The following is a 24,013-nucleotide window of genomic DNA, read 5'->3' as shown; positions in this document are numbered from 1 at the left end:
CTGCTCTGAGACCTGCCCGCCCGTTCCGAGCCTTCTCAGGCTCAGCGCGCAATCCGGGTCGCGGTCTCGTTGATCTTGAATACCATATCGAGGATCAGCGCCGCGGGGTCAAGGTTGACCGCCCTTGCATGCGCCGCGCGTTCCGACAATTGCTGCTGAAGCACCGCCCAGTCGCGCGCGGCATAGCCGTCGGGCGCCAGCCGGGTCATCAGCTCCGCCTCGCCCGGGGCGGCCTCGACGATCGGCGGACGACCGGCACCGGTGCGCGCCAGCCGGGTCAGGAACCGGTCGATGAGGCCGAGCGTCAGATCATAACGATCCGTGTTGGCCGCGCCGACACAGGCCTCGGCAAGTTTCAGCGCCCGGCCACGGTCGAGCCGGGGCAGGGTGGCAAATAGCGCCACCAGATCGCGATAGGCATTCACGCCATCCAAATTCGTCAACCGCAATGCCTCCCCAACGGAACCGGCCGAGAGTTCGGCCAAAGCGTCGGACTGCTCTGCCGCATCGAAGCCGGCAGCGTCAAGAGCCTGCGCGAGGTCATCCGGGGAAAGTGGCCCGAGCCGCAATTCGCGACAGCGCGAGCGAATGGTTGGCAAAAGCCGTGAGGGCTGATGCGAAATGAGCAGCAGGATGGCATCTCTGGGGGGCTCTTCGAGGGTCTTGAGAAGCGCGTTGGCGGCCGAGACATTCATCTCGTCGGCGCTGTCGACGATCACCACCCGACGGCCGCCATCCGCCGCCGACATGTGGAAGAACGAATTGAGCTTGCGCACCTCTTCGACGGTGATCACCGAGCCGAAGCGGGCTTTCTTCTGATCCCATGCCCGGCGAATGAGGCAGAGACGCGGCTCGGCCAATTGCGCCGAACGGCGATAGACCGGGTGCTCATGGCCGATCTCCAGCGTGTCCGGGGCAGGGGGCGCCTCGCCAAACAGCCCGCCACCCTCTTCCCCGACCGGCTGGGCCAGCAGAAACCGCGCGATGCGCCAGGCCAGCGTGGCCTTGCCGACGCCGCGCGGGCCGGTGATCAGCCAGGCGTGATGCATGCGTTTGGCGTTGAACGCGTCGAGAAAATCGGCTTCCGCATGCGCCTGCCCGAACAGGGTCGAGGTCTGGCGCGGGTGCGGGGCGCCCGGCGCGCAATCGGCCTCGGGGGCCATGTCCATTTCGCCGAGACCGCTCATGTGTCGAGACGGGACTTGACGAGTGTGGCAACCTCACGGGCGACCACATCGATTTCGCGGCCGGCATCGATCACGGTGAAGCGGGCGTGTGCGCGGGCCAGATCGAGAAACGCCGCCCGGCATTTCTCCTGAAAATCCTGGCCGAAATCCTCGAAACGCTCCTCGGCGGTCTGCCGCCCCTTGGCGCGTTTCAGCCCGATTTCGGGGTCCATATCGAACAGCAGCGTGAGATCCGGCTCGATGCCGATCATCTCGTCGTGCAGGCGGTTGACCTTGTCCTGCAAATCGCCGCGGGTGACGCCCTGAAATACCCGGGTGCTGTCGGCGAACCGGTCGCAGATCACCACCTTGCCGGCCTTGAGCGCGGGCCGGATGGTCTTTTCCAGATGGTCGCGACGGGCGGCGGTGAACAGCAGGATCTCGGTTTCGGCCGACCAGCGGTCGGGATCGCCTTCGAGCACGAGAGAGCGAATTTCCTCGGCGCCCGGCGAGCCGCCGGGTTCGCGGGTGTGGATCACATCGATGCCGGCCGCGCGCAGCGCCTCGGCCAGAAGCCGGGCTTGCGTCGATTTGCCAGACCCGTCGATGCCCTCGAAACTGATGAACATGGCGCTCCCGTCATGCGTCGGCCAGCCTCGCGGGCGGTCGACTGTTGGATCAAGTCATTCGGACACGGCCAGACCCGTTTGTCCCTCCAACTTGTCCTTAAGCACCAGAAAGGCCGTGCGCAACCGTGGAGCCAGCCCGCCGCGGGCGACAGAGCGATCTGCGACCAACGGGATATGCGCCTCCGGAAGGCCTTCGCGCTTGATCACCAGATCGGCCAATGTGTCGCCCTGGGTGATCGGTGCCTCGAACGGGCCGGTATAGACCACCTCGCCGGTGACGCCTTCGAGCTGACTGCCGGGCAGGAGCACGGAGACATCCTCGGCAGCGACCAGCCCGACCTCGGTCTGATCGCCCATCCAGACCTGCGCCCGGGCAAATTCATGGCCCTTCTCGGCGACGGGTTTTTCAGCGAACTGGCGGAAGGCCCAGTTGACGATGCGTTCGCTTTCCTGCGCCCGCTCGGCATCCGTGCCCAATCCGGAAATGACAAAGACGATACGACGGGTGCCCTGGGTGGCCGAGCCGACAAGCCCGTAACCGGCCTCTTCGGTATGGCCGGTCTTGAGCCCGTCGGCGCCGATGCCGAGTTTCAACAGCGGGTTGCGGTTGTAGCGGTTCTGCGGTGCACGGTTGTCATAAGGAAATTCGTGCTGGCCGAAATAGCCGTAGTATTCGGGGAATTCGGTGATGAAGCGCACCGCCAGCCGGCCCAGATCATGCACCGACATGCGTTGCCCGGGATTGGGCCAGCCGGAGGCATTGGCGAAGGTGGAATTGTCCAGCCCCAGCACCTTGGCGCGATCGTTCATCAGACGCGCGAAATTGTCCTCGGTGCCGGCGAGCCCCTCGGCCACCACGACACAGGCGTCATTGCCCGAGAGCACGATGATGCCCTGAATGAGCTCTTCCACGGTCGGGCGGTCGGTCTCGTTGAGAAACATCGTCGAGCCGCCCATGTTCTTGGCCCGGGTCGAGACGGAGAAGCGCGTGTCCAGCGTCACCCGGCCGTCGCGCAGCGCCTCGAACAGCATGTTGAGGGTCATCAGCTTCGACATCGAGGCCGGCGGCAGCGGCGTTTCGGCATTCTTGTCCATCAGCACCGTGCCGGTGGTCAGGTCATAGACCCAGGCCGCGCGGGCGCGGGTCTCGAACGCGGCGGCCGGCAGGGCAAAGCCGAGAAGCATCAGGCAAAGGGCGAGGAAAGAGGCAAGAGAGCGCGGCATGAAGTGGTGTCATCCTTTCGGGACGGCGGCAGGAATATCGAATCCGATCCGGAGACCGGTAGCGGGCCACAACGGAGCTGTGGCTCGCCTCATGAGCTTAGGCCCTTAATGCGTGACCGCATAGGCATCCGTGAAGCCCGCTTTTTTCACTTTTTCGAGAAGCGATTTGCGTTCGGCGGAACTCGTGGCCGGGCCGACCACGACGCGCCAGAACTCCTTGCCATTCGAAGTGCCCGGTTTGATCATCGCCACGATGCCCTGCGAGCCGAGCATGTCGACGGTGCGCTTGGCATTGGCCTCGACCGAGAAAATCCCGATCTGCAGGAAAGGTTTGCTCAGGCTGGAGGCGGCGGGTTTCGGTGTGGCGGGTTTCGGCGCGGCCATCGCGGCGGGGGTGGAAGCTGCGGTTGTTGTCGTGCCCGCGGTGACCGGGGCGGTGGCCGTGGATTTCGCCGGGGCGTCGAGCGCATCCAAAGTGGCGGCGGCATCGGCGATCGGATCGTCGAGCGTCGTCGCCTCGATGGTCTCGCCCTCGGCGATGGTCTCCACCGTTTCAACCTCTTGCGGCACTTCCTCGCGCCGCAGCGCGGTGACATTGAGCTCGGCCGGCGATCCAGCCAGCATGCCAAGCGCCTCGGCCGCGTCAGAAGAGACCTGAATGCCCGGGCCCGGCGCCGTGGCTTCGCGTTTGAACAGCGCGCCGATGACGAATTTGCCATTGGCCTCATTGCGGATCAGCACACGTTCGGGGTCGGTGACATCGGCATGCGCCACCCAGACGCCGCCAAGTGACGGACGGCCGTCCCAGAGACCTTTGTCGGTGACCTGGAACACATCCGGGGCCTCGACATCGCGCTCGACCAGCTTGGTCGAGGTGGAGGCGGTGGTTCCGGCGGATTTCGCCGGTGATTTCAGACTGTCGAGAAAACTCTGCCCGTCCTGACAGGCGCCGAGCGCCAGTGCGCTGCTCAAAAGGAGTGCGATGCGCACCCCGGTTCCCGTCTGCTGCCTGCCCAGAAGTCGCATGATCATCGTGCCCCTTGATCCATCAGCCCCTTGGACGGGGCGGTTTTTCTGTGATCTGTTTTCTGCTCTTTCGCGTCTTGGCGACCCAACACCGCCTGCGCTTTGCCGATACACTAACGGTTTGCCCGCGTGCAGGAAAGCCCCGCGTCGCCCGGGTGGCAAAAAACGGCACGCATGGGGTACGCATGGCAAGAGGCGCGCGGGCACGGGGCCGGGCGACGATCTGCAGATCACGGGTTTCAGAATCGATACGGGGAGGCTAATTCTCTGCAAATCCGCGAATGACGCGCTCAGGAGGAGTGGCAGAGCGGTTGAATGCACCGGTCTTGAAAACCGGCGTGCGTGAAAGCGTACCGTGGGTTCGAATCCCACCTCCTCCGCCACCCACCCTCATATCTGTGTCGTTTGTGTGGTGTGTGAGGTAAAATTACCCTATATTTTGGCTATTTAACTGGATTTAGATCAGTATTTTGTTTAGGTGTGTGCTGAGTAAATGTGGGGTAGAATGTGGGGTGCACAGTGAAACGAGGGGCTGAGGTTAAGAAGGCATCACACTCACGCGTTGAAAAGCGCCTAAACGCTGCGTGGGTGCAGTCCGCACCTCCCGGACGTCATGCAGATGGAGGAGGTTTGTATCTTCAAGTCGATTCTTCGGGTGCTCGAAGGTGGTATATCCGTCTTGTGGTTCGGGGGAAGCGGCGCGACCTTGGGTTGGGGTCGTTAAAGTATGTCTCTCTTGCTCAGGCTCGTGCGAAAGCATTGGAGATGAGGGCGATTGCTCGCGCAGGTGGAAATCCAAGGGCGGCGGAACGCCGAAAAGAAGGCCATGGCATCACTTTTCGAGATATGGCGATCGAGGTCCATAGTCGAAAGTTTAAAGGCGGCCAGCATAACGGGAAACATGTCGCTCAATGGATTAGAACGCTGGAAATCTACGCGTTCCCTCTAATCGGAGACCTTTCGATTTCTGAGATTCATTCTGACGATGTAGAACAGATCATTGATCCTATTTGGGATAGCAAGCCAGAGACCGCGAGGCGAGTTCTGCAAAGAGTTTCAACCGTGTTCGATCACGCGTGCGGCAAGGGGTATCGGGGTGCTTCAAATCCGGCAAGGGGGTTGCGGGGGTTGATGCGGGAGCAAAGGGTAACCAGTGAACACTTCCAAGCACTCAATTATCACGATGTAACAAAGTTGATGTATTGGTTGCAGGAAAACGACGCGATTGGATCCTACGCGTTGCGTTTTGCGATCTTAACTGCTGCGCGCTCTGCTCCTGTCCGGCTCGCAACTTGGGAGCAAGTGAGTGAGGATTTCACTGTATGGACTATTCCTGGGGGCAACATGAAGAGCCGGGAAGAATTCCAAATACCCACATCAATACCGGTTCGTAACTTATTGCTTGATTTGAGAAGTAGGTTCGGAAAACGCGCGGGCTATATTTTCCCGTCACCCCAAAACCCCGCCAAGCCGCTATCCGAAAACACCATGCGTAAACTGTTGCAGAGCCAATATCCGGGCGCGACAGTTCATGGTATGCGGGCATCGTTTCGCACCTGGGCTGCCGAAGCTGTAAATGCTCGGCATGAAGTGGCCGAAACCGCGTTGGCTCATACTGTGAGCAGTAAAACCGTCGCGGCCTATCTTCGCACCGACTATTTGAATGAGCGCCATATGTTGATGGAAATGTGGGGTATGTGGGTTATGGGGGAATGGGAGTGGTTCGATGATCGGATGGATATCGAAACTGAAATCAATGATCGGTTATTTGGTGGGGTTCTCGCACAAACTTAGTCTGTGCTTTGCATCGCGGCAGAGATAGCTTTCCCTCCTTTTTTACCGATCTCGACTGTGGTTCCATTTGGTCCAAAAGAGGTTGATGCGCTTAATCCCATCAGCGCAGCCAAGGCCTGAGCCCCCTCTTCAAGAGTCTCCTTCTTGCGCGCGGAGAATAGTCCCTGAGTAACCCCGGCAAGCCATTCTTCTGGTATTATTTCATCATGTTCTTTTCTGATTTCCAGTGCTGCGTCCATCACCCAAGAAGCACGGGCCATATCATTACGAAAGCGACGCATTTCCTCTTGGGCATTTAAGTCTCGAACATAGAAATATCTTAACCAAGCTGCGGCTCCGAGGAATGCTGCAAGTGAAGCGAATGTCAGGAATGAAGTTTTTACGGCAGGGAGTAGCCAGGAGGCGGTTGTCCCGGAGGTGTTTGGCGCAGCAGATATGGTCTGGTAAGCAAAGAAGCCAGCCACCCCAGCTGCGGCAACCAGTGCAATAAAGACTGCCCAACGCGTTCGGCGCAGCTCCTTGTCAGCAACAGGTTCTGCCAGTGCGTCTCGCAAGTCGTCTTGGAGCTTCAAAAACTGCTTTCTCCGAGCGTCCTTGTGAGAGCTGACTTCGAGTTTACTCCTCTCTTCTTCAAGTTTCTTGCGCTCATCCGCGATTTCCTGATGGGAGGCATCGAGCTCTTTCTGTATCTCCTCGTACATCGCAGCTTTTTCATTCGCGACTTCTTCTCTCAGGCGCTTTCTTTCTTCTTGGAACTCTGTAAGTTGATCTGACCGTTCTTTACTTACTGCGGAAACTGCGGCCGAAAGTTCCGACGCAATTTCCTGATAAGTGGTGCTGAATGCTTCCGCCAGATTTGAAAGTGTTGGAATAAGGCCACCATCTTCGGGTGCCACGGGCCTCAGAAGGGGGGAAAGTGCTTCATGGAGCGTTTTGAGGACAAATTGTGCTCCTTCGCTTTGCATTGACCTGTGGGGCCGGCTCTGGTCGAATTTGAAGCTATCGTTGAGTGTGTTATTGCTTCCCCGCGAAAAGGAGAATGTAACTTGCTCTTGCTGATCCTGATTTCCGTGTTTGAAGAAGTTCAAGAATGTGATCGTGGCGCTTGAAATAACGAATTGAGTAGATGGTGCGGCGAGAATATCTTCCTCGGATATCACCCAAGGCAAACCCGATGAAAAGGAGAAGCGAATTTCAGGCGAGTGGCCCGTGAAAGCTTTGCCGGTATCTCGTGCGGTTTCCAATGCATCTTCGCCGGCTTTCACTGCGTCTTTAAAGAGCTTGAAAATGCTTTTGTCATCAATGCGCTTGATATAAATTTCAGTAGCCATAGCAAGGTCTCGCGGAGTTCAATTATTGGAAGCATCGCAAAGTTGAAAGGACGCGGCAATAGGGGTTGTTGCTTGGGAGCTCTAATGGTGTCCCCTTTCAAGACCAAGATACCAAGATAAAAATGTTTCAGAAAGTCAGTGGGTTAATAGGTTCTGAGGTTTCACGCCATTGAAACAACGATGTTTATATTTTTAAACAATTGATTTTAAATAGATAAATCTAATTCTGAAAATTTCTTCGTGGTTTTCAAATAAGATCCAACTCCTGCATTGATGAAAGACAGGAGAACATCAATGAAACCAGAGAGCGCACTTTTGAAAACTCCGGAAGAACGGATGCAAATGCGTGATTTAATCAATGAAGAGCGGGAAAAAATTCAAAAGGAGTATAACAAGAAGCGGCAAAATGAGGGCTTTACACAAGTTTATGACCGGGGTTGGGTCCGGCTAAGGAGCTTGATTACACAAAATAGGTCGGCTGCTATTTTGTATTCTTATCTCGCACAACATCTGGATGCCAGTTGTGGTGCTCTTGTCGCCTCTCAGGAAGTGTTGGGGGAAGAAACGGGATTAAGCCGGACAACGCTTTGGCGCGCTTCAAAATATCTCGAAGAAGCCGGAGCGTTGATCCGCTTCACCGTCGGGGGATCGGTCTATGCTTATGCTTTGAATGAGGCTGAGATTTGGAAGTCTTGGGATAGCGCAAAAGAGGCATCTGCGTTCCGAACGAAGACGCTCGCAAGGAAATCAGATCAGCCGGGGCGAGTGCAAAGGCGCATCCAATTCATGGTTAATGACCGCAAGGAGGCCGACAATGAGCAGTAAGAAGCGAATAGAAAATGGTAAAATCGTTGCCCGAGATCTGTTTTTGCCCGCATCCGAACAGTCAGATGACTTGGTGTGGGCTCTCCAAGTTCTCGCAGCGCAAGAGCCTCATATTGATGATTGCAGAGAGGCAATTGAGGCCTTTGATAAAGCGGCTCGCGCGCGACTGCCTGGTGCTAATGCGGCGGAGATAGATGCTGGAATAATTTCCTTTGCTAAGGCGTTAAACATCTATCCGGCAGTGAATGGTGGAAAGCTCATCCTCTTTCGAAAGGGGGGCAAGCGAAGCATCGAAAGGCCAAAACAAAACAGTGGCGGTATTGAGCGCTAAAACCTCGTGGCACGTCTCTTGCCAAAAGTGTTGATCTTCGGAGAGGCTGATTAAATGGCCTCTCGGCTTACATATGATTTTATGTTATTCAGGTTCCTTGTCATTTGAGTTCGTCTCGTTGGTATCTACTTTTGAGTTACTCGTATTAAGGCCTTTGAGCTGTTGCTGTAATCCCCACAATACTGTTTGAAGAGGGTCCGTTTCGGGGCGAAACGGAACATTTACATACATAGTACCGTCATTCTGTGGAGTTATTTCGAGGCCTCTGTCCGTCATCATCTCCAACCAAATATCTGCAATACTTCCGAACTCATCAAGGCTTTGCCATTCGCCGTATCTCGCCCAGAGTTCCCGCAGAGCATCCCGTAGTCGGAAAAAAAATGGACGAAACCAATGGTCATCGAGTGCAGCTGAAAGTTCGGGCATGTCCTTCTCAAAGCTGCGTTCGAAACCATCAGCGGTCCCCAACACATACGACGCAAATTTGGCAAGGTTTCCAATATTTCTTTGGGCCTCCACCACCAAACTGTTGAGATCTGAATCTTGTCGATACTTCATTATGGCTTGCCGAACATTTTCGCTCACCTCACTCAGAATATTTTTGAAGACTGACAAGTAATTTTCGGACGGATCCTGCCCAAAGCTGGCGGATATTCTACATGCAGCGTATTCATCCCATGAACAGGAAATCACCTCCCAGCGAAGGTGCTCATACCATGTTTCATGTTTGTGCCGAAGCACCCTATCGGGAAATTGGCGGTCGAAGACCGCATTGATTTCCACATGGGCGCACTCGTGCGCCAGAAGATGAACTGCTTCCTGGCAGTGCAGATGATCAGGGTCTTCATCAAGTCCTTCCATTATTGCTGCATTGACCACAATGTGCGACTTGACCTGTTCATTTCGAATGACTGGGGCGGTCATAGCTACACCAATCGCCCAATCTTGGCTTGCTTCAAGCTTTGTGCCTAATTCCACCCCACGATCCAATTCGGCCAAGGCAGTTCCATAGTTGTAAGCGAGTGTGATACCATCCAGTGTTTGGAGGTTAATGTATTTCCCGAAAAGCTGAATAAGGCCAAGCACGTTTGAACCAATTCTCCGGGCATCTTCTTCGCGTTCGTAGCCGCTTGCGCTGGCCGACAAATTCGAAGGTGTTGTTGAGATTTGCTCATCGTTCATGTCTCAATTCCTTAAAAAAGTGCACTCATCTATTCGTTAAAAAGAGCCCTTTCGTAAATCGTTCTCTCGGCGATGCCAAGTTTCATTGCTGGGGCTTCGTCTTCCTTGTGCTCATCCAGCTATGGTGGAAGCGGTAAATATCAATGATTTTAACCATCATCTCCGGTTGGTAGAGTTGATGGCGATACCAAAAGCTACAACACTTCTGGTAAGCCGTTTAACCTCGTAGAGCCCACCTTTTTTGAGAGCCCTCAAAAAAGGATTATGGGCAATCCGTTTTTTGGAAAGCGGTTCGACCTGCCTACCTGCGAGATATGGTGAAACTTGTTTTCAATATCGAGCGAGTGGGTTGGTCGAAGTTGGAAGGCCAGAGACGACACGACAAGCGGATCGGCGGGGACTTGTCACATGTCGATTTGAGCGCGACTGGGGAGAACATGGTCCTCCACGGAACAGGAGATCCGAAAGCAGATGTAAAAGCGTGTCTGGGCAAGTTTCAGGCGGCACCCCGTGCCGACAATGAAAAGCCGTTTGAACGCTTTGTCGTGCATCCTGGGGATGGGTTCGACTGGTCGAATAGTGTGGCTATTGGCAAGTGGCTCACGGACACGCGACAGTGGCTTCAAGATGAATATGGCCCTGGCTTCGTCTATGCTGTTGTCCATGTGGATGAAAAAAAACCGCATATTCATGCAGTGTGTGTGCCCCTCTACAAATCCAAGACAAAGAAGCGGGAGGCCTGGAAGGTATCACATAAGCAGCACCCTGCGACGAAAGGTAGGGGGTCGTATGAGCGTCTTCGGCGGCGCTGTGCGGATGCTTTGGGCTTCGAGTATGGTGAGCCTGGCAATAAGCCTCGCACAGAGATGCAGAGGCTTGCGGATGAGGCCGCAGAGGCCAGCAGGGTGAGGGCTGATGCCGAAGCCGTCTCGATGCTCACTAAGGCTCGTACAGAGGCTCAGGGCATCGTTTCCCAAGCGAAGAAAAAGGCGCGGGGGATTCTGTCAGAAATTGAGAAGCGTGTTGTGCAAATTTCGGATGAGTTAGACCAGGCCGCGCAGATCGCGGATCGCGTTGGCATGCAAGCAAGAGCGGAGGCCGCGCGGAAGATGAAGGCCAAGATTGCCCCGCATAGAACGGCGGTGCGCTCGATGCGGGGTGGCAGAAATTTTGGTGAGAGATAGCTTCATAGGAAGCGGCGTAGCCCAGATGGGTCATGGCTGAATGTTTTGCGAACATCCACGACTGTTGCCACTTGTAGTTCTCTAAGTGCTTGCTGCTCGTTTTTAAATGAGGGATGAAATGTGGGTTTAATTCTTTAAAATTAATAAATTATTAAGTATTATCAACATATTAAGGTTAAAGTTTGTCAGTCACCTCCTCCGCCATCTCCCCCTCCCTTTCTTGCAGGTGATGTCCTTTTTTTCACCTTTTGTGATGAAATTATGTGCAGTATTGGCGTGTTGTTTCGTTTTTAGTCTGCTTTTACCCTGCCGGGAGTTGCTCTTTTCCCGAGAGCGGCATTTACCTATCGCAAATCTGATCGCTTTGTCGGCATTCGCGCCCTGCAATGGTTTTCTACAGGAAACCTTGTGGGGCTTTTCGTTTTGGGGTCCCCATGAAGAAACGTACCATCACCCTTGGTCTGCTTTACTCCCGCACAGGGACCTATTCGTTGATTACCGAAGCCTGTCGCATCGGCGTGATGCAGGCGATCGCCGAGGTCAATGCCGATCCGGATTATGACATGTGCTTTCGTACCATCGAGCGCGACCCGGGCGGCAATGCCGACGCTTATGGCGCGCTTTGCGAGGAGCTGTTGCAGGAGGACGATGTACGCCATGTCTTTGGCTGCGTGACCTCCTGGAGCCGCAAGGAAGTTATCCCGGTTCTGGAGAAGACCGGCGGCACGCTATGGTATTCGGTGCCATATGAGGGGTTCGAGGCGTCGGATCGGGTGGTCTACGGTCACGCCTGCCCGAACCAGCATCTGCTGCCGCTGATGGATTGGGTGTTCGGCCAGGTTGGCAAGCGCGGCTATCTCACCGGCTCGAATTACATCTGGGGCTGGGAAATGAACCGGCTGGCGCGGGAGGTCATCCTGGCTCGTGGCGGCGAGGTGCTGGGCGAGCGTTACTTGCCGCTGGGTCGGGTCGACGTCGAGCGGGTGATCGAGGAGATTCGCGTCACGCGGCCGAATTTCGTGCTCAATTCCTTGATCGGCCCGTCGCAATACGCCTTTCTCGAAGCCTATGCCGCGCTGGGGCGGGAAGATCCACATTTCACCGCCGCCACCTGTCCCGTGTTGTCCTGTAATCTGACCGAATGCGAGTTGCCGGCGATCCCGGCGGGTTGCACCGAGGGGTTGGTCGCGGCGGGGCCGTATTTCCGCGGTGAAACCGGCTGGCCCAAGGCCGTGACGGAGTTCGGCTCGAGCCATGAGGCGGCGTCCTGGGCAGCGGTGCACAATCTTGCCCGCCTGCTCAACGGCATCGACGACAGCGAGAAAATGAGCCTCGCCGAATTGCTCGAAGGCCCGGCTGCGGCGCAGACCGGCATCGATCCGGTCAACCATCACAAATCGCTTCCGTCTCTGATTGCCCAGGTCGAGAACGACCGGTTCGTGACCCGGGCACGCTATGCCCGGCGGGCCGGCGATCCCTATCTGGCCAATGGCCGCGACGTCGGACAGCCGCAATCGGCGCGGCTGAAGGTGGTGAAATGACCCGGCAGGTGCAAAGTCTCAACCTCGGCGGCGCGACCGCCTGGATCCTGCACCGGCCGCATGCGACGGTGCAGAGCCTGAGCCGTCAGCTCGGTGCCATCGGCCTGCGGGTCGAAAGCGCTTGGCCGGAGCCGACGGCGGATATTCTTGCCGCGGATTTCGTGTTTTTCGACGCCGACATGGGATATGACGAACAATTCCCCTGGGACCGCGGCCATAACCCGATGCCGCTGATCGCGCTGATCGGCAGCGAGGCGCCGGGGCGGATCGAATGGGCGCTCTCGGCCGGCGCCGATGCGCAATTGCTCAAACCGATCGGTGATGGCGGAGTCTACAGTGCCTTACTGATCGCCCGGGCCACCTTTGGCGCGCGGCAATCGCTTCTGGCGGAGGTGAGCCATCTCAACACCCGGCTCAATGCAAGGCAGACCGTGGTGCAGGCGGTGACCCTCCTGGTGGCGCGCGGTCAGAGCGAGAAACAAGCCTATGAACAGTTGCGCCAGATGGCGATGGCTTGGCGGGTGACGCTCGAGGTCGCCGCCGAACGCATTGTCGTGAGCCGGGCCGCAGGCGCTCCGGATATCTGCCAGGGTGGAGGTACGGATGACTGAGCTTTCGATCAAGACCACGACCGTGTCGCGGGCAGACCCGACGGTCTGGGCCCAGCTGTTTCGCCGCAAACTGGCGATGTTCGGGCTCGGCTTTATCGTTCTGATCACGCTCGGGGCCATCTTCGCCCCGCTGATCGCGCCATTTGCCCCCGACGAGCAATTGTTCGAAGGGCTGACGCTTCAGGGTGCGCCCATGGCCCCCGGCGGGCAATTCCTTTTCGGCACCGATCTCTTAGGCCGCGACCTGTTCGCCCGGGTGCTTTACGGGGCAAGAACCTCGCTGATCATCGGCGTGGTTGCCAATGGGCTGGCGCTGATGATCGGTACTCTGATCGGGGTCACCGCCGGATATTTTCGCGGCTGGATCGGCGCCGTTCTGATGCGGTTCACCGATCTGATGATGGCATTCCCCGTGCTGCTTCTGGCGATCTGTCTGGCGGCGATTTTCCAGCCCTCGCTCTGGATCGTTGCCATGGTCATCGCCTTCGTCAACTGGGTGCAGACCGCACGGGTCGTCTATACCGAGACCTCGGCGCTCGCGGAACGCGAATTCATTGCCGCCGAAAAGACGCTCGGGGCAGGGACCCTGCGGATCCTGTTTCGCCATATCCTGCCGCATCTGGTGCCGATGATCATCGTCTGGGGCACGCTGGGGATTTCCACCACCGTGCTGCTCGAGGCGACGCTCAGTTATCTCGGTGTCGGGGTCCAGCCGCCGACCCCGTCCTGGGGCAATATCATCTTCGAGAACCAGACCTATTTCCAGGCCGCGCCCTGGCTGGTCTTCATCCCCGGTGCGATGATCCTGCTTCTGGCCCTGTCCTTCAACCTCCTGGGGGATGCGCTGCGCGATATCCTCGACCCGACCCAGAGGGGGATGCGCTGATGCTGGCCTATCTGATCCGCCGTCTCGTCCAGACCGCATTGATCCTCGTCGGCGTGTCCTTCGTCACCTTCCTGTTGCTCTATGTGCTGCCGGCCGACCCGGTGCGCCAGATCGCCGGGCGTTCGGCCACGGCGCAGACAGTGGAGAATATCCGCCATCAGCTCGGGCTCGATCAGCCCTTTATCGTGCAATACGCGAATTATTTCTCCGGTCTCGTGCAGGGCGATTTCGGTCGCAGTTATCTGCAGAAAACCGAGGTCGGCGCGCTCATCGCTTCGCGCCTGCCGGCGACGCTGTTGCTGATGCTCGGGGCGATCTTCTGTGAATTGCTGATCGGGCTGACACTCGGTTCCATCGCCGCGATCAAACGCGGCAAATGGATCGATCAGCTGCTGATGGTCTTTTCCTTTGCCGCGGTCTCGGCACCGCAATTCGTGGTCGGCCTGCTGGCGCTTTATATTTTCGCGGTCAAGCTCGGCTGGTTCCCGATCGGCGGTTACGGCACATTCGCCCATCTCGTCCTGCCCTCTCTCACTCTCGGGATCATGGGCTCGGGTTGGTACAGCCGGATGATGCGCTCCTCGATGGTCGATGTGCTGCGCGCCGATTTCATCCGCACCGCGCGGGCCAAGGGGCTCACACGCTGGCGGGTTCTGGGGCGTCATGCGCTGCCCAATGCGATCCTGCCGATCATCGCGATGATCGGGATCGACATCGGGCTGTTCATGTCCGGCATCGTCGTGGTCGAAAGCGTCTTTGGCTGGCCCGGCATCGGGCAACTGGCCTGGCAGGCGATCCAGCGTGTCGACATCCCGATCATCATGGGCGTCACCATGGTCTCGGCCACCGCCATCGTGCTTGGCAACCTGCTGGCCGATCTGATCACCCCTTTCATCGATCCGCGCATCAAGCTGCGCTGATCCAACACGAACAGGACCGGCCAAACCGGGACCGAACCGACATTCGAACAACCAACAGACGGAGTGCTTCCTCATGTTCCATCACAAGCTCACGGCAAGCGCATTGGCGCTTTCGCTTTCCCTCGTAGCCCCGCAGCTCGCGGCGGCCCAGGACTACACCCCCGATCCGAACGCGGTCGACGGCGGTGGCATCATCGTCACCTACAAGGATGACGTGGCCACTCTCGATCCGGCGATTGGCTATGACTGGCAGAACTGGTCGATGATCAAATCGTTGTTCGACGGTCTGATGGATTACATCCCCGGCACCACCGATCTGCGTCCGGGGCTGGCGGAGAGCTATGAGATCTCCGAAGACGGCATGACCTTCACCTTCAAGCTGCGTCAGGGTGTGAAATTCCACAACGGTCGCGAGATGACCGCCGAGGATGTGAAATACTCGCTCGATCGTGTGACCAATCCGGAAACCATGTCGCCGGGCGCCGGCTTCTTTGGCATGATCGCCGGCTATGATGCCATGGCCGACGGCTCTGCCGACAGCCTGTCGGGTGTCACCGTCATCGATCCCTATACGGTCGAGATCAAACTCTCGCGCCCGGATGCGACCTTCCTGCACGTCATGGCGCTGAACTTCTCCTCTGTGGTGCCGAAGGAAGCGGTCGACGAATATGGCGCCGATTTCGGCAAACACCCGGTCGGCACGGGCGCTTTCAAACTCGCCGACTGGACCATCGGTCAGAAGCTCGTGTTCGAGAAGAATGCCGATTACTGGCGTGACGGCGTGCCCTATCTCGACAGCATCACCTTTGAAGTCGGTCAGGAGCCGATCGTCGCGCTTCTGCGGCTGCAGCAGGGTGAGGTGGATGTGCCCGGTGACGGCATCCCGCCGGCGAAATTCCAGGAGGTCATGTCTGACCCGGCCCAGGCCGAGCGCGTCGTCGTGGGCGGCCAGCTGCACACCGGTTACATCACGCTCAACGTGACCATGCCGCCGTTCGACAATGTCGAGGTGCGCCGCGCTGTGAACATGGCGATCAACAAGGAGCGGATCACCCAGATCATCAACGGCCGCGCAGAACCGGCGACCCAGCCGCTGCCGCCGTCGATGCCGGGCTACACCACGGATTACGAGGGCTATGCTTTCGATCCTGAAGCGGCCAAGGCGATGCTCGCCGAGGCGGGCTTGGGTGACGGGTTTGCCACCGAACTCTACGTCATGAACACCGATCCGAACCCGCGGATCGCTCAGGCGATCCAGCAGGATCTCAAGGCGATCGGCGTCGATGTGGCGATCAAATCGCTGGCTCAGGCCAATGTCATCGAGGCCGGCGGCACCGAAGGCGGCGCGCCGATGATCTGGTCCGGCGGCATGGCTTGGATCGCCGATTTCCCGGATCCGTCGAACTTCTACGGCCCGATCCTCGGCTGTGCCGGCGCCATCGAAGGCGGCTGGAACTGGAGCTGGTATTGCAATCCGGAGCTCGACGCCATGGCGGCCGAAGCGGATTCGATCACCGATCCTGCGATGATCGAGGCCCGTCTGCAGAAATGGTCCGACGTCTACATGAAAGTCATGGAAGATGCGCCCTGGGTGCCGGTGTTCAATGAGAGCCGCTACACCATGAAGTCCGAACGCATGGGCGGCGATGACGCGCTCTATGTCGATCCGGTCTCGATCCCGGTCAATTACGATTACGTCTACGTGACCGAATAAGACAGCAAGCAAGACACTGAGAAAGACCATGTGCAAATATTGCGACTATACAATCCATGGCGCGCAGCATCATTTCGGCTGGGACAATTCCATTGCCCCGGTCGAGACGGTGGCTCCCGGATCGACGATCCGGTTCGCGTGTCTGGATTCTTCGGCGGGCCAGCTTGGCCCGTCCTCCACGGTCGAGGACGTCGCCAGCCTCGATTTTGGCAAGATCAACCCCGTGTCCGGCCCGATCTATATCGACGGTGCCGAGCCGGGGGACATCCTCAAGGTGACCATTGACAGTTTCCTGCCGCGGGAAGCGGAAGGAAGCGCCTGGGGTTGGACCGCGAATATCCCGGGTTTCGGTCTTCTGGCGGATCAGTTCACCGATCCGGCGCTGACGATCTGGAAATTCGATGCCGCCTCGCCCGATCGGGCGCTCTGGGGCAAGAACGGGAAAGTGCCGCTCAAACCCTTCTGCGGCACCATCGGCGTCGCGCCGGCAGAAATGGGGCTGCAGTCCATCGTGCCGCCTAGGCGCGTCGGCGGCAATCTCGATATCCGCGATCTGGCGGCGGGCACCACGCTCTACCTGCCGGTCGAAGTGACTGGTGCGCTGTTCTCCGTCGGTGACACCCATGCCGCGCAGGGCGATGGAGAGGTCTGCGGCACCGCAATCGAGAGCCCGATGGACACGATCCTGAGCTTCGATCTGATCAAGGACACGCCGCGCAAGATGCCGCGGTTCACCACGCCGGGGCCGGTCACCCGCCATCTCGATACCAAGGGGTACGAGGTGACCACCGGGATCGGGCCGGATCTGATGAGCGGTGCCAGGGATGCCGTCGCTGGCATGGTCGATCTGCTCTGCGCCACCCAGGGCCTGAGCCCGGAAGACGCCTATATGCTGGTTTCGACCTGTGGCGATCTGCGGATTTCCGAGATCGTCGATGCGCCGAACTGGGTGGTGAGCTTCTACTTCCCCCGGTCGGTCTTCGAATGAGCGCCCAGGCACAGACAACACCCGGAGCCGTCGCGGCTCCGGGCATTGCGACCGGCCCTGAAGCGGGCGCGCCGGTCCTGACGGTCGACGGGCTGACCATCTCGGTGCGCCAGGACGGTGGCGAGGCGGTACTGGTCGACAATCTGAGTTTTGCCCTGGGCCGCGGCGAGACGCTCGCGCTCGCGGGCGAAAGCGGCTCTGGCAAGTCCTTGACCTCGCTTGCGATCATGGGGCTTCTGGCGCCCGGTCTTCGGGTCAGCGGTGGCGCTGTCCGTCTGCGTGATACGGATCTGACCGCATTGCCGGAGAGCGCCCTGCGCGGTTTGCGCGGCAACCGTGTCGCGATGATCTTTCAGGAGCCGATGACCTCGCTCAACCCGATCCTCACGATTGGCGCGCAATTGACCGAGGCGATCCGCGCCCATGAACCGGTGAGCAAATCCGATGCTCGCGTCCGTGCGCTGGAGGCGCTCAAGGCCGTGCGCCTGTCGCAGCCGGAAAAGCGCATGACGCAATATCCGCATGAATTGTCCGGCGGCATGCGGCAGCGGGTGATGATCGCCATGGCGCTGGCGCTGGAACCAGATGTGCTGATCGCCGACGAGCCGACCACCGCGCTCGACGTGACGGTACAGCGCGAAGTGCTCGATCTGCTGCGCGACCTGCAACGCGAACATGGCACCGCAATCATCCTGATTACCCATGATATGGGGGTGGTGGCGGAAATGGCCGACCGCGTGGTGATCCTGAAACAGGGGCAGATGGTCGAGGTGGCGCCGGTGCGCGATCTCTTTGCCGCCCCGAAAAAACAGTACACCCGAGATCTGCTTGCCGCCGTGCCGCGTCTCGGCGACGGGAGTAGCGCGCAGGCGCTGCCCGAGCCGGTGTCACAAACACCGATCGCTTCGCTCAGCGAGGTCAAGGTGCGGTTCGACATTCGCGGCGGCATCCTGTCGCGCGTGACCCATCGGGTCCACGCGGTGGAGAATGTCGGGTTCAACGTCTACCCGGGGGAGACATTCTCTCTGGTCGGCGAATCCGGCTGTGGCAAATCCACCATCGCCAAGGCGCTGGTGGGGCTTGTGCCGCATCTCGGTCGGATCGAGCTCAATGGCCATGTGCTGGGCGGGTTGTCGGCCCAGGATCAGAAGGCGCTGCGCCGCGATGTTCAGATCGTGTTTCAGGACCCGATGGCGGCGCTCGATCCGCGCATGCGCGTCGGCGATCTGGTGGCCGAACCGCTATTGATCCATGGCATCGGCTCGTCGGAAAGCCGCCGCGCCACCGCTCGCGAGCTGTTCGACCGGGTCGGGCTCTCGCCGGATTGGATCGACCGCTATCCGCATGAATTCTCGGGCGGTCAGCGCCAGCGGATCTGTATCGCCCGGGCGCTGGCGCTCAGGCCGAAACTGATCATCTGCGACGAGAGCGTCTCGGCGCTCGATGTTTCGGTGCAGGCACGCGTGCTCGACCTGTTGAAATCGCTGCAGGCGGATTTCGGCGTTTCCTACCTGTTCATCAGCCACGATATGGCGGTGGTCGAGAATATCTCGGATCGGATCGCGGTGATGTATCTCGGTCAGATCGTCGAGATGGGCACGCGTGCCCAGGTCTTTGGCAATCCGCAGCATAGCTATACCAAGCGATTGATCGAGGCGGTGCCCGTACCGGACCCGAGTTTCGAGCGTCCGCTGCGTCCACGTTTGACAGGGGATATTCCGAGCCCGATTTACAGTCTGGGGGAGCAGCCGGAGCGGTTGTTGCTCAAGAACATCGGGGACGGGCATTTGGTGGCTGTCGGATAAAGGGCGCGGCTAAAAAAACTTGATCTGTTCCCCTCGATGGCCTCTTTTATGAGCTCGCTCTGTTCAGGGTTTTTGCCCTTTTCCGACCGTTGCTGCTATCCCTGCGGGGTGAGCCCGTCGAGCATCGAGTGTGGGCGGTGATGAGGCTGAGACGAACCGTGGTTGAGCAGGGCAGGGCGGTTTCGTAGCCTCGCGCCATGATTAAACGCTCACCCTTCGAGTACGTCAAAACCAGCCCCGAGATCATCCGTCTGGCTGTTATGCTCTGCGTTCGTTTTCTGCTTTCGCTTCGGAATGTTGAAGATCAACGGTGAGCGGCACTACTTGTGGCGCGCCGCCGCTCTCGCCGAGTGGCGTTATCTCTGTGCTGAATACGGGACAGTCTCACGGGCCGAACTGAGACGAGTTTGAATGTGTATGTGTATGGGAGCACCTATCGATGGCCAGGTTGGTGATGCTGAGATTCCGCCTGGTGGTCTCCTGTGTCTAGAGCTGCCCAAATGAAAACGGCGCGGCTCCGGTTTCCGGAAAGCCACGCCGTGCCTTGCAAAGCGTTCGGTCTTATCGCTGGCGCTCAGCCCCCTGGGTCAGCCACCATCGGCGATGCTGCGTCACCTGGCCCATGGCAAGGCGCGCGTCTTCATCTTTGACAAGTCAATGATATGAAACCAGAAATCACATTGCAGGTTCAGCATTGTCTTTTCGGTGTAGGCGAAGGCCGGGACGGCGGCCTGATGATTTTCAGGAAAGAGGAGGGAGGATAACGCCTGGAACGATCCCGGCTATCGCGCAAGCTCCCCCTGCGTTGAAGATGATATGATGGTTGAAAACCCGGTCTGTGATACACTGATGTGATCTTGGCACTAGCTACACAGGTATTCTGTCTTGTCTCAGTCCTTGCTTTCATTCACCACGTTGCGCGCACCCGACACAGGCCGAGCGGCCCCTGTTCATATAGAACTGTCCCTGCCGTCGGAGGTCACGAGCGCATCACCGGACAGTTTGTCCAAGGCCAGAACCGCGCTTTTGAGGACAGCGGCAGCGCAGGCCATGGGGCCCGGTTGCTTGATTGAAAACCTGCCCGGTGTGCGGGATGTGCTGATGCCTGCAAATCAGGCTGTGAAGGGGCTGGACGATACGAAAATGCCCTCGGATCAGGCTGCGTTGCGTAGGTTTGTGCAAGACCTTCTGGCACTTGACTTCGCAACCCTCGACCAGCGTTTCAAGGCCGAGGACTGGCGCGCGTTTTTGAACGATGCGCTGCTGGTTCTGAAATACGCGAGGCTGGGAAAACCCCGGCCAATCGGACGGCTGGCAGAGTTGCTGAGGCTGTGTGTGGCGCTGTTCGACAAGCCCGCCGCTGATCAGGGAAACTGGCTGGGCAACGTATTGGCCGCGCCTTTCGTGATCCCTGCTGCATTGTCCGGCACTGGCGTTGAAAACACCGTCTCTGACCCATCGGCTCCGGGCGTGCGGGCCGGTTTGCCCAAGGGCTTGCTGGCGGCAATAGATGACGTGCTACGACTGGCTGGCAGCGAGGAACGCGCGCGGGTGTTGATTGAGACGCGCTTTGCGGCGGCTGGCGGGCAAGGCAATTCCGAAGTTGAACGTGCGGTCATGCGACTGCGCAACCACTTTGTGCCCGCCCGGCCCCGGCGGCCACGGCTGGCGTTGACGCATATCTCGGGCGTTCCGGTCATGGCCGATGTCGCAGGCCCGGCCCGCAGCAGCCCGGTGGCATCCTTTGGGGCCGAGGCCCGGAATTTTCTGGCTGATCTGGGGATCGACGCTCTGGCCTGGGACGTTGCGCATCCGGGCATGGCACCCGGTGGCACGCCGGACCAGGAACAGGACCGGGGCCCGTCATTGCTGCAACCGGCGGGCCGCAGCGACCTGTTGTTGGTCAAGGAAACGCTGACGGGCTATCGCCTTGCGGATATCGAATACATATCGAACACGATGATCGGCGAAACGCTTGAGGCGCGCAAAACCCGGCGCGCCACGCGTGAAGAAGAGTTCATCGAAAGATTTGAAAGCATTTCGGAAAATGTCGAGGAGGTCGAGAAAGCCGACAGCACGGCGGTCAGGAACGCGGCATCCGACATTGTGCGCGAGGATCTGGCCACCGCGGGTAGCGTCACGGTTTCCAGCCGCGGGCCGACCAAGATCACGGCCGAGGGGTCGGTGGCCTATGACAAGTCCACCGAAACAAGCGCCGAGCGCGCGCAGGAATTTGCCCGCGAAACCATTCGGCGGGCGATTGAGCGCACCCAGGAAACCCGGCAATATTCCCGCAGGACGCTGTTCAGGGTGGAAACGACACAGGATGATTTCCGCACGTCGCAGGTGCCGCCAACCGCAGATGCGCATGTGACGGGCATCTATCAGTATCTCGAAAAAGTCAGTCGCGCGAGGCTTTACAATTATGGTGAACGCGACCTCTATGACCTGATCGTGCCGGAACCGGCTGCCCTGCTGTGGGCGCTGTCGATGTCGCAACCGCAGGCAAGGATCCCGCTGCTCGAGCCGGATGCCGACCTTTATGGCGAACTGACGGTTGAGAATATCGGCGACCGGCTGGAGGAGGTGATCCGCGCCTTTGGCGTGTTCGACATCCCGGCAAAACCCAAGGACGAGCAAACGGTTTCCTACGCTGCCAGCCAGACCGGCAAGGGCAACAGCGCAAAACTGGCGGCAAGCAAGGATGTCTCGATCCCCGACGGCTACGTTGCCGATACGGCTGACATTGCGATCAGCGTTGAGACCGAAGGCGACATTTCACCCAATGGCGGTGTTTCGATCGCGGATCAGACCGAGACCTGGCTTATCCCCGAAAACGAGCTGGATGGAAATCTGGCAAGCCGGCAGATCAACCTGCCTTTGAACGGTATCAACGGGCCGCAGATACCCGTTGCCTTTAACGCCGACAATTTTTCGTCGATCACCATCACGGTGGTGGTTCGGTGCACGGTAACGGATGAATACAAGCGGCAATGGGCGCTGAAGGCGTTTGGCAAGGTGACCGAAGCCTATGAAAGGATGCGCCGCAACTTTGAGACAGCCGTGCAACAGGCCAACGCGCTGGATACCGATCGCGATGTGAACATCCCCAGTGGCACGCATCGGCGATTGCAGCGGATGATCCGGTTCGAGCTTCAGCGCGCGGCCATAGCGATCATGCGGAACGACCCGCCAAGCTTTGACCTGATCAGACAACTGGCGGTTGGTGGCGCGCCCGCCGAAGAGTTGCACCCGATCCCGGATCTGGATCAGCTTGACACGTCGGGCCCGGAAATCAGGTTCCTGTCGCAGGCGTTTGAATGGGAACACATGACGTCGATCCTGTATCCCTATTTCTGGGGACGGCGCTCGGAATGGAAGAGCACGGTACTGCAAACCCATGCCGATCACGAATTCGGTGAATTCCTGCGGGCCGGGGCCGCGCGGGTCCAGGTGCCGGTGACGCCGGGGTTCGAGGATTTGGTCAAGCACTACATGGAAACCCGGGAAGTGTATGGCGGCAATGACATGCCCTCGATGGGTAGTCCGGGCTATTTATCCTATGTCGACGAACGCCTGTCGCAGGACGGGGCGCCGGGCAACGAACGCTTGTGGCCGCCGGACAATCCGGCCGAGTGGGATATCGTTCGGCCCACCAGTTTTGTGATGTTGCGTGATGCCGCCAAGCCGGGTCTGCCGTCGTGGAACCCCATCACCGGCGAGCCCGACGAACAGCCGTGAGATCCGCCGGACATGGGAAATGCACCTCCAATCGTCAACGAAATCGTTCACCAGACCGACCCAAGCAAGGGGACGGCGGTGCTGTGGATCGACACTGGCGAATATCACCTTGAACTGCAGCTGAAAGGCACGCCATGGCGCAAGACCGGTTTGCGCCCGTTCTACTGGGAACTGGTCAAGCCGGGCGGGCAACGCGAATGGCCGATCCTGCGGATCGTGGCGGGGCGGTCGGTTCGGATAACGGCCAAGACCAGCGACAACTACGGGTTCAAACGCATCAGAGACTCGTCCCGGTTTCACCTCAAGACCGATTCCTACTATCCGATTGATCTGAAATTTCCACACGGCACCTATGGCCTGGAAAACTACGAGGACCAGGGAGATATCCTGGTTGGGCCGGGGCATCCGATCATCCAGATCTATCGCCCGCAAACGGGCTTTGTCGTGCAGGATGACACGGCGCGCATTCGCCCTGCTGACATCCTGCCGCCGCCCTATGTCCTTGGACCTTCGCGCAACTATGATCACCGCCGGAACCGGCGCGAACTGATCCTGCACGTGGTGCCGGAAATGAACGGCATCATGTTTCACCAGGTGCTTGGGGAATTCCAGATCAGGATCAGGATCAAGGATCCCCTGAAACCCGCCGCCTACTGGTTCGAGGAAATCATCGAATACCTGCAGGAACCTCCGTTCGGACTGCCGGTTATCCATTCGTCCAATGTATACGTGCAGCGATCCTACAGAACTGTCCCGGACAAGAAGCTGAGCAATGTAAAGTCGGTCAGGTTTCCCATCGGGAAGGTGCCGGAACTTGGCCCCGCTCTGGATGATCTTACGGATGACTTAGCTGCAGCGTTCGAAGAAAACAGCACGTATTCCTCGACCCTGGATGATGACCTGCAATGGGAAAAGGCCCTGAAGGAGCTGTTCATCACGCTGGCCGATACCGTGCTTGGGTCGCTTCCCGTCGCGGGCACGATCTATGATCTGGGCCAGCTTGCCTATGGCGCGGCCTATGGAAAAGATTTCTTTGGCCGCAAGGTGGAAGGCACAGACATGTTGGTGTTGGGCGCGGGCGTGCTGCTGCCCGGCGCACTGAAATTGAAGTGATC

The 24,013-nt window shown here is 58.7% G+C and carries 19 protein-coding genes, 1 tRNA gene and 1 pseudogene; 15 read left to right on the top strand and 6 right to left on the bottom strand.

Annotation, left to right across the window (positions count from 1 at the left end; translation table 11 throughout):
• Positions 1–41 precede the first annotated feature (41 nt).
• From BM151_RS07615 to BM151_RS07600, 4 genes are all read right to left on the bottom strand, one after another.
• Entirely contained in the window at positions 42–1,187 is a 1,146-nt protein-coding gene (locus BM151_RS07615) for a DNA polymerase III subunit delta' (RefSeq protein ID WP_090059663.1), read from the bottom strand.
• On the bottom strand, positions 1,184–1,795 hold the full coding sequence (tmk, locus tag BM151_RS07610; RefSeq protein WP_090059661.1) for a dTMP kinase: 612 nt from the start codon (positions 1,793–1,795) through the stop codon (positions 1,184–1,186). The genes BM151_RS07615 and tmk overlap by 4 nt, the downstream gene beginning before the upstream one ends.
• Before the next feature lie 54 nt (positions 1,796–1,849).
• Positions 1,850–3,019, bottom strand: a complete 1,170-nt coding sequence (locus tag BM151_RS07605) for a D-alanyl-D-alanine carboxypeptidase family protein (RefSeq protein WP_090059659.1) — start codon at positions 3,017–3,019, stop codon at positions 1,850–1,852.
• A gap of 105 nt (positions 3,020–3,124) precedes the next feature.
• The gene (locus BM151_RS07600; protein ID WP_090059657.1) at positions 3,125–4,051 is read right to left on the bottom strand and encodes an SPOR domain-containing protein; all 927 of its coding nucleotides are present in this window, start codon (positions 4,049–4,051) and stop codon (positions 3,125–3,127) included.
• Between the two features lie 287 nt (positions 4,052–4,338).
• On the opposite strand from BM151_RS07600, the gene BM151_RS07595 reads away from it, so the two are divergent.
• Positions 4,339–4,428, top strand: a tRNA-Ser gene (locus BM151_RS07595).
• A gap of 124 nt (positions 4,429–4,552) precedes the next feature.
• Positions 4,553–5,839, top strand: coding sequence for a phage integrase central domain-containing protein (locus tag BM151_RS07590; RefSeq protein WP_090059656.1), 1,287 nt, complete (start codon positions 4,553–4,555; stop codon positions 5,837–5,839).
• On the opposite strand, the gene BM151_RS07585 is transcribed toward BM151_RS07590, so the two are convergent.
• The gene (locus BM151_RS07585) at positions 5,836–7,170 is read right to left on the bottom strand and encodes a hypothetical protein (RefSeq protein WP_090059653.1); all 1,335 of its coding nucleotides are present in this window, start codon (positions 7,168–7,170) and stop codon (positions 5,836–5,838) included. The genes BM151_RS07590 and BM151_RS07585 overlap by 4 nt on opposite strands.
• 294 nt (positions 7,171–7,464) lie before the next feature.
• Here BM151_RS07585 and BM151_RS07580 point away from each other — a divergent pair, with 294 nt between their 5' ends.
• Both BM151_RS07580 and BM151_RS07575 read left to right on the top strand, forming a co-directional pair.
• On the top strand, positions 7,465–7,995 hold the full coding sequence (locus tag BM151_RS07580) for a replication/maintenance protein RepL (protein ID WP_090059651.1): 531 nt from the start codon (positions 7,465–7,467) through the stop codon (positions 7,993–7,995).
• The gene (locus BM151_RS07575) at positions 7,985–8,326 is read left to right on the top strand and encodes a hypothetical protein (protein WP_090059649.1); all 342 of its coding nucleotides are present in this window, start codon (positions 7,985–7,987) and stop codon (positions 8,324–8,326) included. The genes BM151_RS07580 and BM151_RS07575 overlap by 11 nt, the downstream gene beginning before the upstream one ends.
• An 84-nt stretch (positions 8,327–8,410) precedes the next feature.
• On the opposite strand, the gene BM151_RS21425 is transcribed toward BM151_RS07575, so the two are convergent.
• Positions 8,411–9,508, bottom strand: coding sequence for a hypothetical protein (locus tag BM151_RS21425; RefSeq protein ID WP_143093065.1), 1,098 nt, complete (start codon positions 9,506–9,508; stop codon positions 8,411–8,413).
• A gap of 317 nt (positions 9,509–9,825) precedes the next feature.
• Between BM151_RS21425 and BM151_RS07560 the strand changes: the two genes are divergently transcribed.
• The 11 genes and pseudogenes from BM151_RS07560 to BM151_RS07515 all read left to right on the top strand — a co-directional run bounded on the left by BM151_RS07560 (position 9,826) and on the right by BM151_RS07515 (position 24,011).
• Positions 9,826–10,692 (top strand): plasmid recombination protein, encoded by an 867-nt coding sequence (locus BM151_RS07560; protein WP_177213061.1) that lies wholly within the window; start codon positions 9,826–9,828, stop codon positions 10,690–10,692.
• Positions 10,693–11,126: 434 nt separating this feature from the next.
• Positions 11,127–12,233: a transporter substrate-binding protein gene (locus tag BM151_RS07555; RefSeq protein WP_090059640.1), complete on the top strand. Its 1,107-nt coding sequence runs from the start codon at positions 11,127–11,129 to the stop codon at positions 12,231–12,233.
• Complete coding sequence (locus BM151_RS07550) at positions 12,230–12,844, top strand: ANTAR domain-containing response regulator (protein ID WP_090059638.1); 615 nt, start codon at positions 12,230–12,232, stop codon at positions 12,842–12,844. Before BM151_RS07555 ends, BM151_RS07550 begins: the two co-directional genes overlap by 4 nt.
• Positions 12,837–13,730, top strand: a complete 894-nt coding sequence (locus BM151_RS07545) for an ABC transporter permease (protein WP_090059636.1) — start codon at positions 12,837–12,839, stop codon at positions 13,728–13,730. The genes BM151_RS07550 and BM151_RS07545 overlap by 8 nt, the downstream gene beginning before the upstream one ends.
• The gene (locus BM151_RS07540; RefSeq protein WP_090059633.1) at positions 13,730–14,650 is read left to right on the top strand and encodes an ABC transporter permease; all 921 of its coding nucleotides are present in this window, start codon (positions 13,730–13,732) and stop codon (positions 14,648–14,650) included. Before BM151_RS07545 ends, BM151_RS07540 begins: the two co-directional genes overlap by 1 nt.
• Positions 14,651–14,723: 73 nt before the next feature.
• Positions 14,724–16,364 carry an ABC transporter substrate-binding protein gene (locus BM151_RS07535; protein ID WP_090059631.1) on the top strand — a complete coding sequence of 547 codons (1,641 nt, stop codon included), beginning with the start codon at positions 14,724–14,726 and terminating at the stop codon, positions 16,362–16,364.
• Positions 16,365–16,392: 28 nt separating this feature from the next.
• A complete protein-coding gene (locus tag BM151_RS07530; RefSeq protein WP_090059629.1) occupies positions 16,393–17,352 on the top strand; it encodes an acetamidase/formamidase family protein in 960 nt (319 codons plus the stop codon).
• Positions 17,349–19,157 carry an ABC transporter ATP-binding protein gene (locus BM151_RS07525; RefSeq protein WP_090059627.1) on the top strand — a complete coding sequence of 603 codons (1,809 nt, stop codon included), beginning with the start codon at positions 17,349–17,351 and terminating at the stop codon, positions 19,155–19,157. Before BM151_RS07530 ends, BM151_RS07525 begins: the two co-directional genes overlap by 4 nt.
• Before the next feature lie 197 nt (positions 19,158–19,354).
• A pseudogene (locus BM151_RS21810) lies at positions 19,355–19,462 on the top strand (IS6 family transposase); the annotation flags it as partial.
• Positions 19,463–20,222: 760 nt separating this feature from the next.
• On the top strand, positions 20,223–22,898 hold the full coding sequence (locus BM151_RS07520) for a hypothetical protein (RefSeq protein WP_143093064.1): 2,676 nt from the start codon (positions 20,223–20,225) through the stop codon (positions 22,896–22,898).
• Between the two features lie 12 nt (positions 22,899–22,910).
• Positions 22,911–24,011 (top strand): hypothetical protein, encoded by a 1,101-nt coding sequence (locus BM151_RS07515; protein WP_090059624.1) that lies wholly within the window; start codon positions 22,911–22,913, stop codon positions 24,009–24,011.
• Positions 24,012–24,013: the final 2 nt, after the last annotated feature.

The organism is Celeribacter neptunius, assembly GCF_900113955.1.
Classification (GTDB): Bacteria; Pseudomonadota; Alphaproteobacteria; order Rhodobacterales; family Rhodobacteraceae; genus Celeribacter; species Celeribacter neptunius.
The sequence above is the reverse complement of the archived record's forward strand: the minus strand, read 5'-3'. Positions and strand labels throughout refer to the sequence as shown.

Coding starts and splice junctions, on each gene's coding strand:
- BM151_RS07615 (WP_090059663.1), bottom strand. CDS start 1,187: ATGAGCGGTCTCGGCGAAATGGACATGGCCCCCGAGGCCGATTGCGCG.
- tmk (WP_090059661.1), bottom strand. CDS start 1,795: ATGTTCATCAGTTTCGAGGGCATCGACGGGTCTGGCAAATCGACGCAA.
- BM151_RS07605 (WP_090059659.1), bottom strand. CDS start 3,019: ATGCCGCGCTCTCTTGCCTCTTTCCTCGCCCTTTGCCTGATGCTTCTC.
- BM151_RS07600 (WP_090059657.1), bottom strand. CDS start 4,051: ATGATCATGCGACTTCTGGGCAGGCAGCAGACGGGAACCGGGGTGCGC.
- BM151_RS07585 (WP_090059653.1), bottom strand. CDS start 7,170: ATGGCTACTGAAATTTATATCAAGCGCATTGATGACAAAAGCATTTTC.
- BM151_RS07580 (WP_090059651.1), top strand. CDS start 7,465: ATGAAACCAGAGAGCGCACTTTTGAAAACTCCGGAAGAACGGATGCAA.
- BM151_RS07575 (WP_090059649.1), top strand. CDS start 7,985: ATGAGCAGTAAGAAGCGAATAGAAAATGGTAAAATCGTTGCCCGAGAT.
- BM151_RS21425 (WP_143093065.1), bottom strand. CDS start 9,508: ATGAACGATGAGCAAATCTCAACAACACCTTCGAATTTGTCGGCCAGC.
- BM151_RS07555 (WP_090059640.1), top strand. CDS start 11,127: ATGAAGAAACGTACCATCACCCTTGGTCTGCTTTACTCCCGCACAGGG.
- BM151_RS07550 (WP_090059638.1), top strand. CDS start 12,230: ATGACCCGGCAGGTGCAAAGTCTCAACCTCGGCGGCGCGACCGCCTGG.
- BM151_RS07545 (WP_090059636.1), top strand. CDS start 12,837: ATGACTGAGCTTTCGATCAAGACCACGACCGTGTCGCGGGCAGACCCG.
- BM151_RS07540 (WP_090059633.1), top strand. CDS start 13,730: ATGCTGGCCTATCTGATCCGCCGTCTCGTCCAGACCGCATTGATCCTC.
- BM151_RS07535 (WP_090059631.1), top strand. CDS start 14,724: ATGTTCCATCACAAGCTCACGGCAAGCGCATTGGCGCTTTCGCTTTCC.
- BM151_RS07530 (WP_090059629.1), top strand. CDS start 16,393: ATGTGCAAATATTGCGACTATACAATCCATGGCGCGCAGCATCATTTC.
- BM151_RS07525 (WP_090059627.1), top strand. CDS start 17,349: ATGAGCGCCCAGGCACAGACAACACCCGGAGCCGTCGCGGCTCCGGGC.
- BM151_RS07515 (WP_090059624.1), top strand. CDS start 22,911: ATGGGAAATGCACCTCCAATCGTCAACGAAATCGTTCACCAGACCGAC.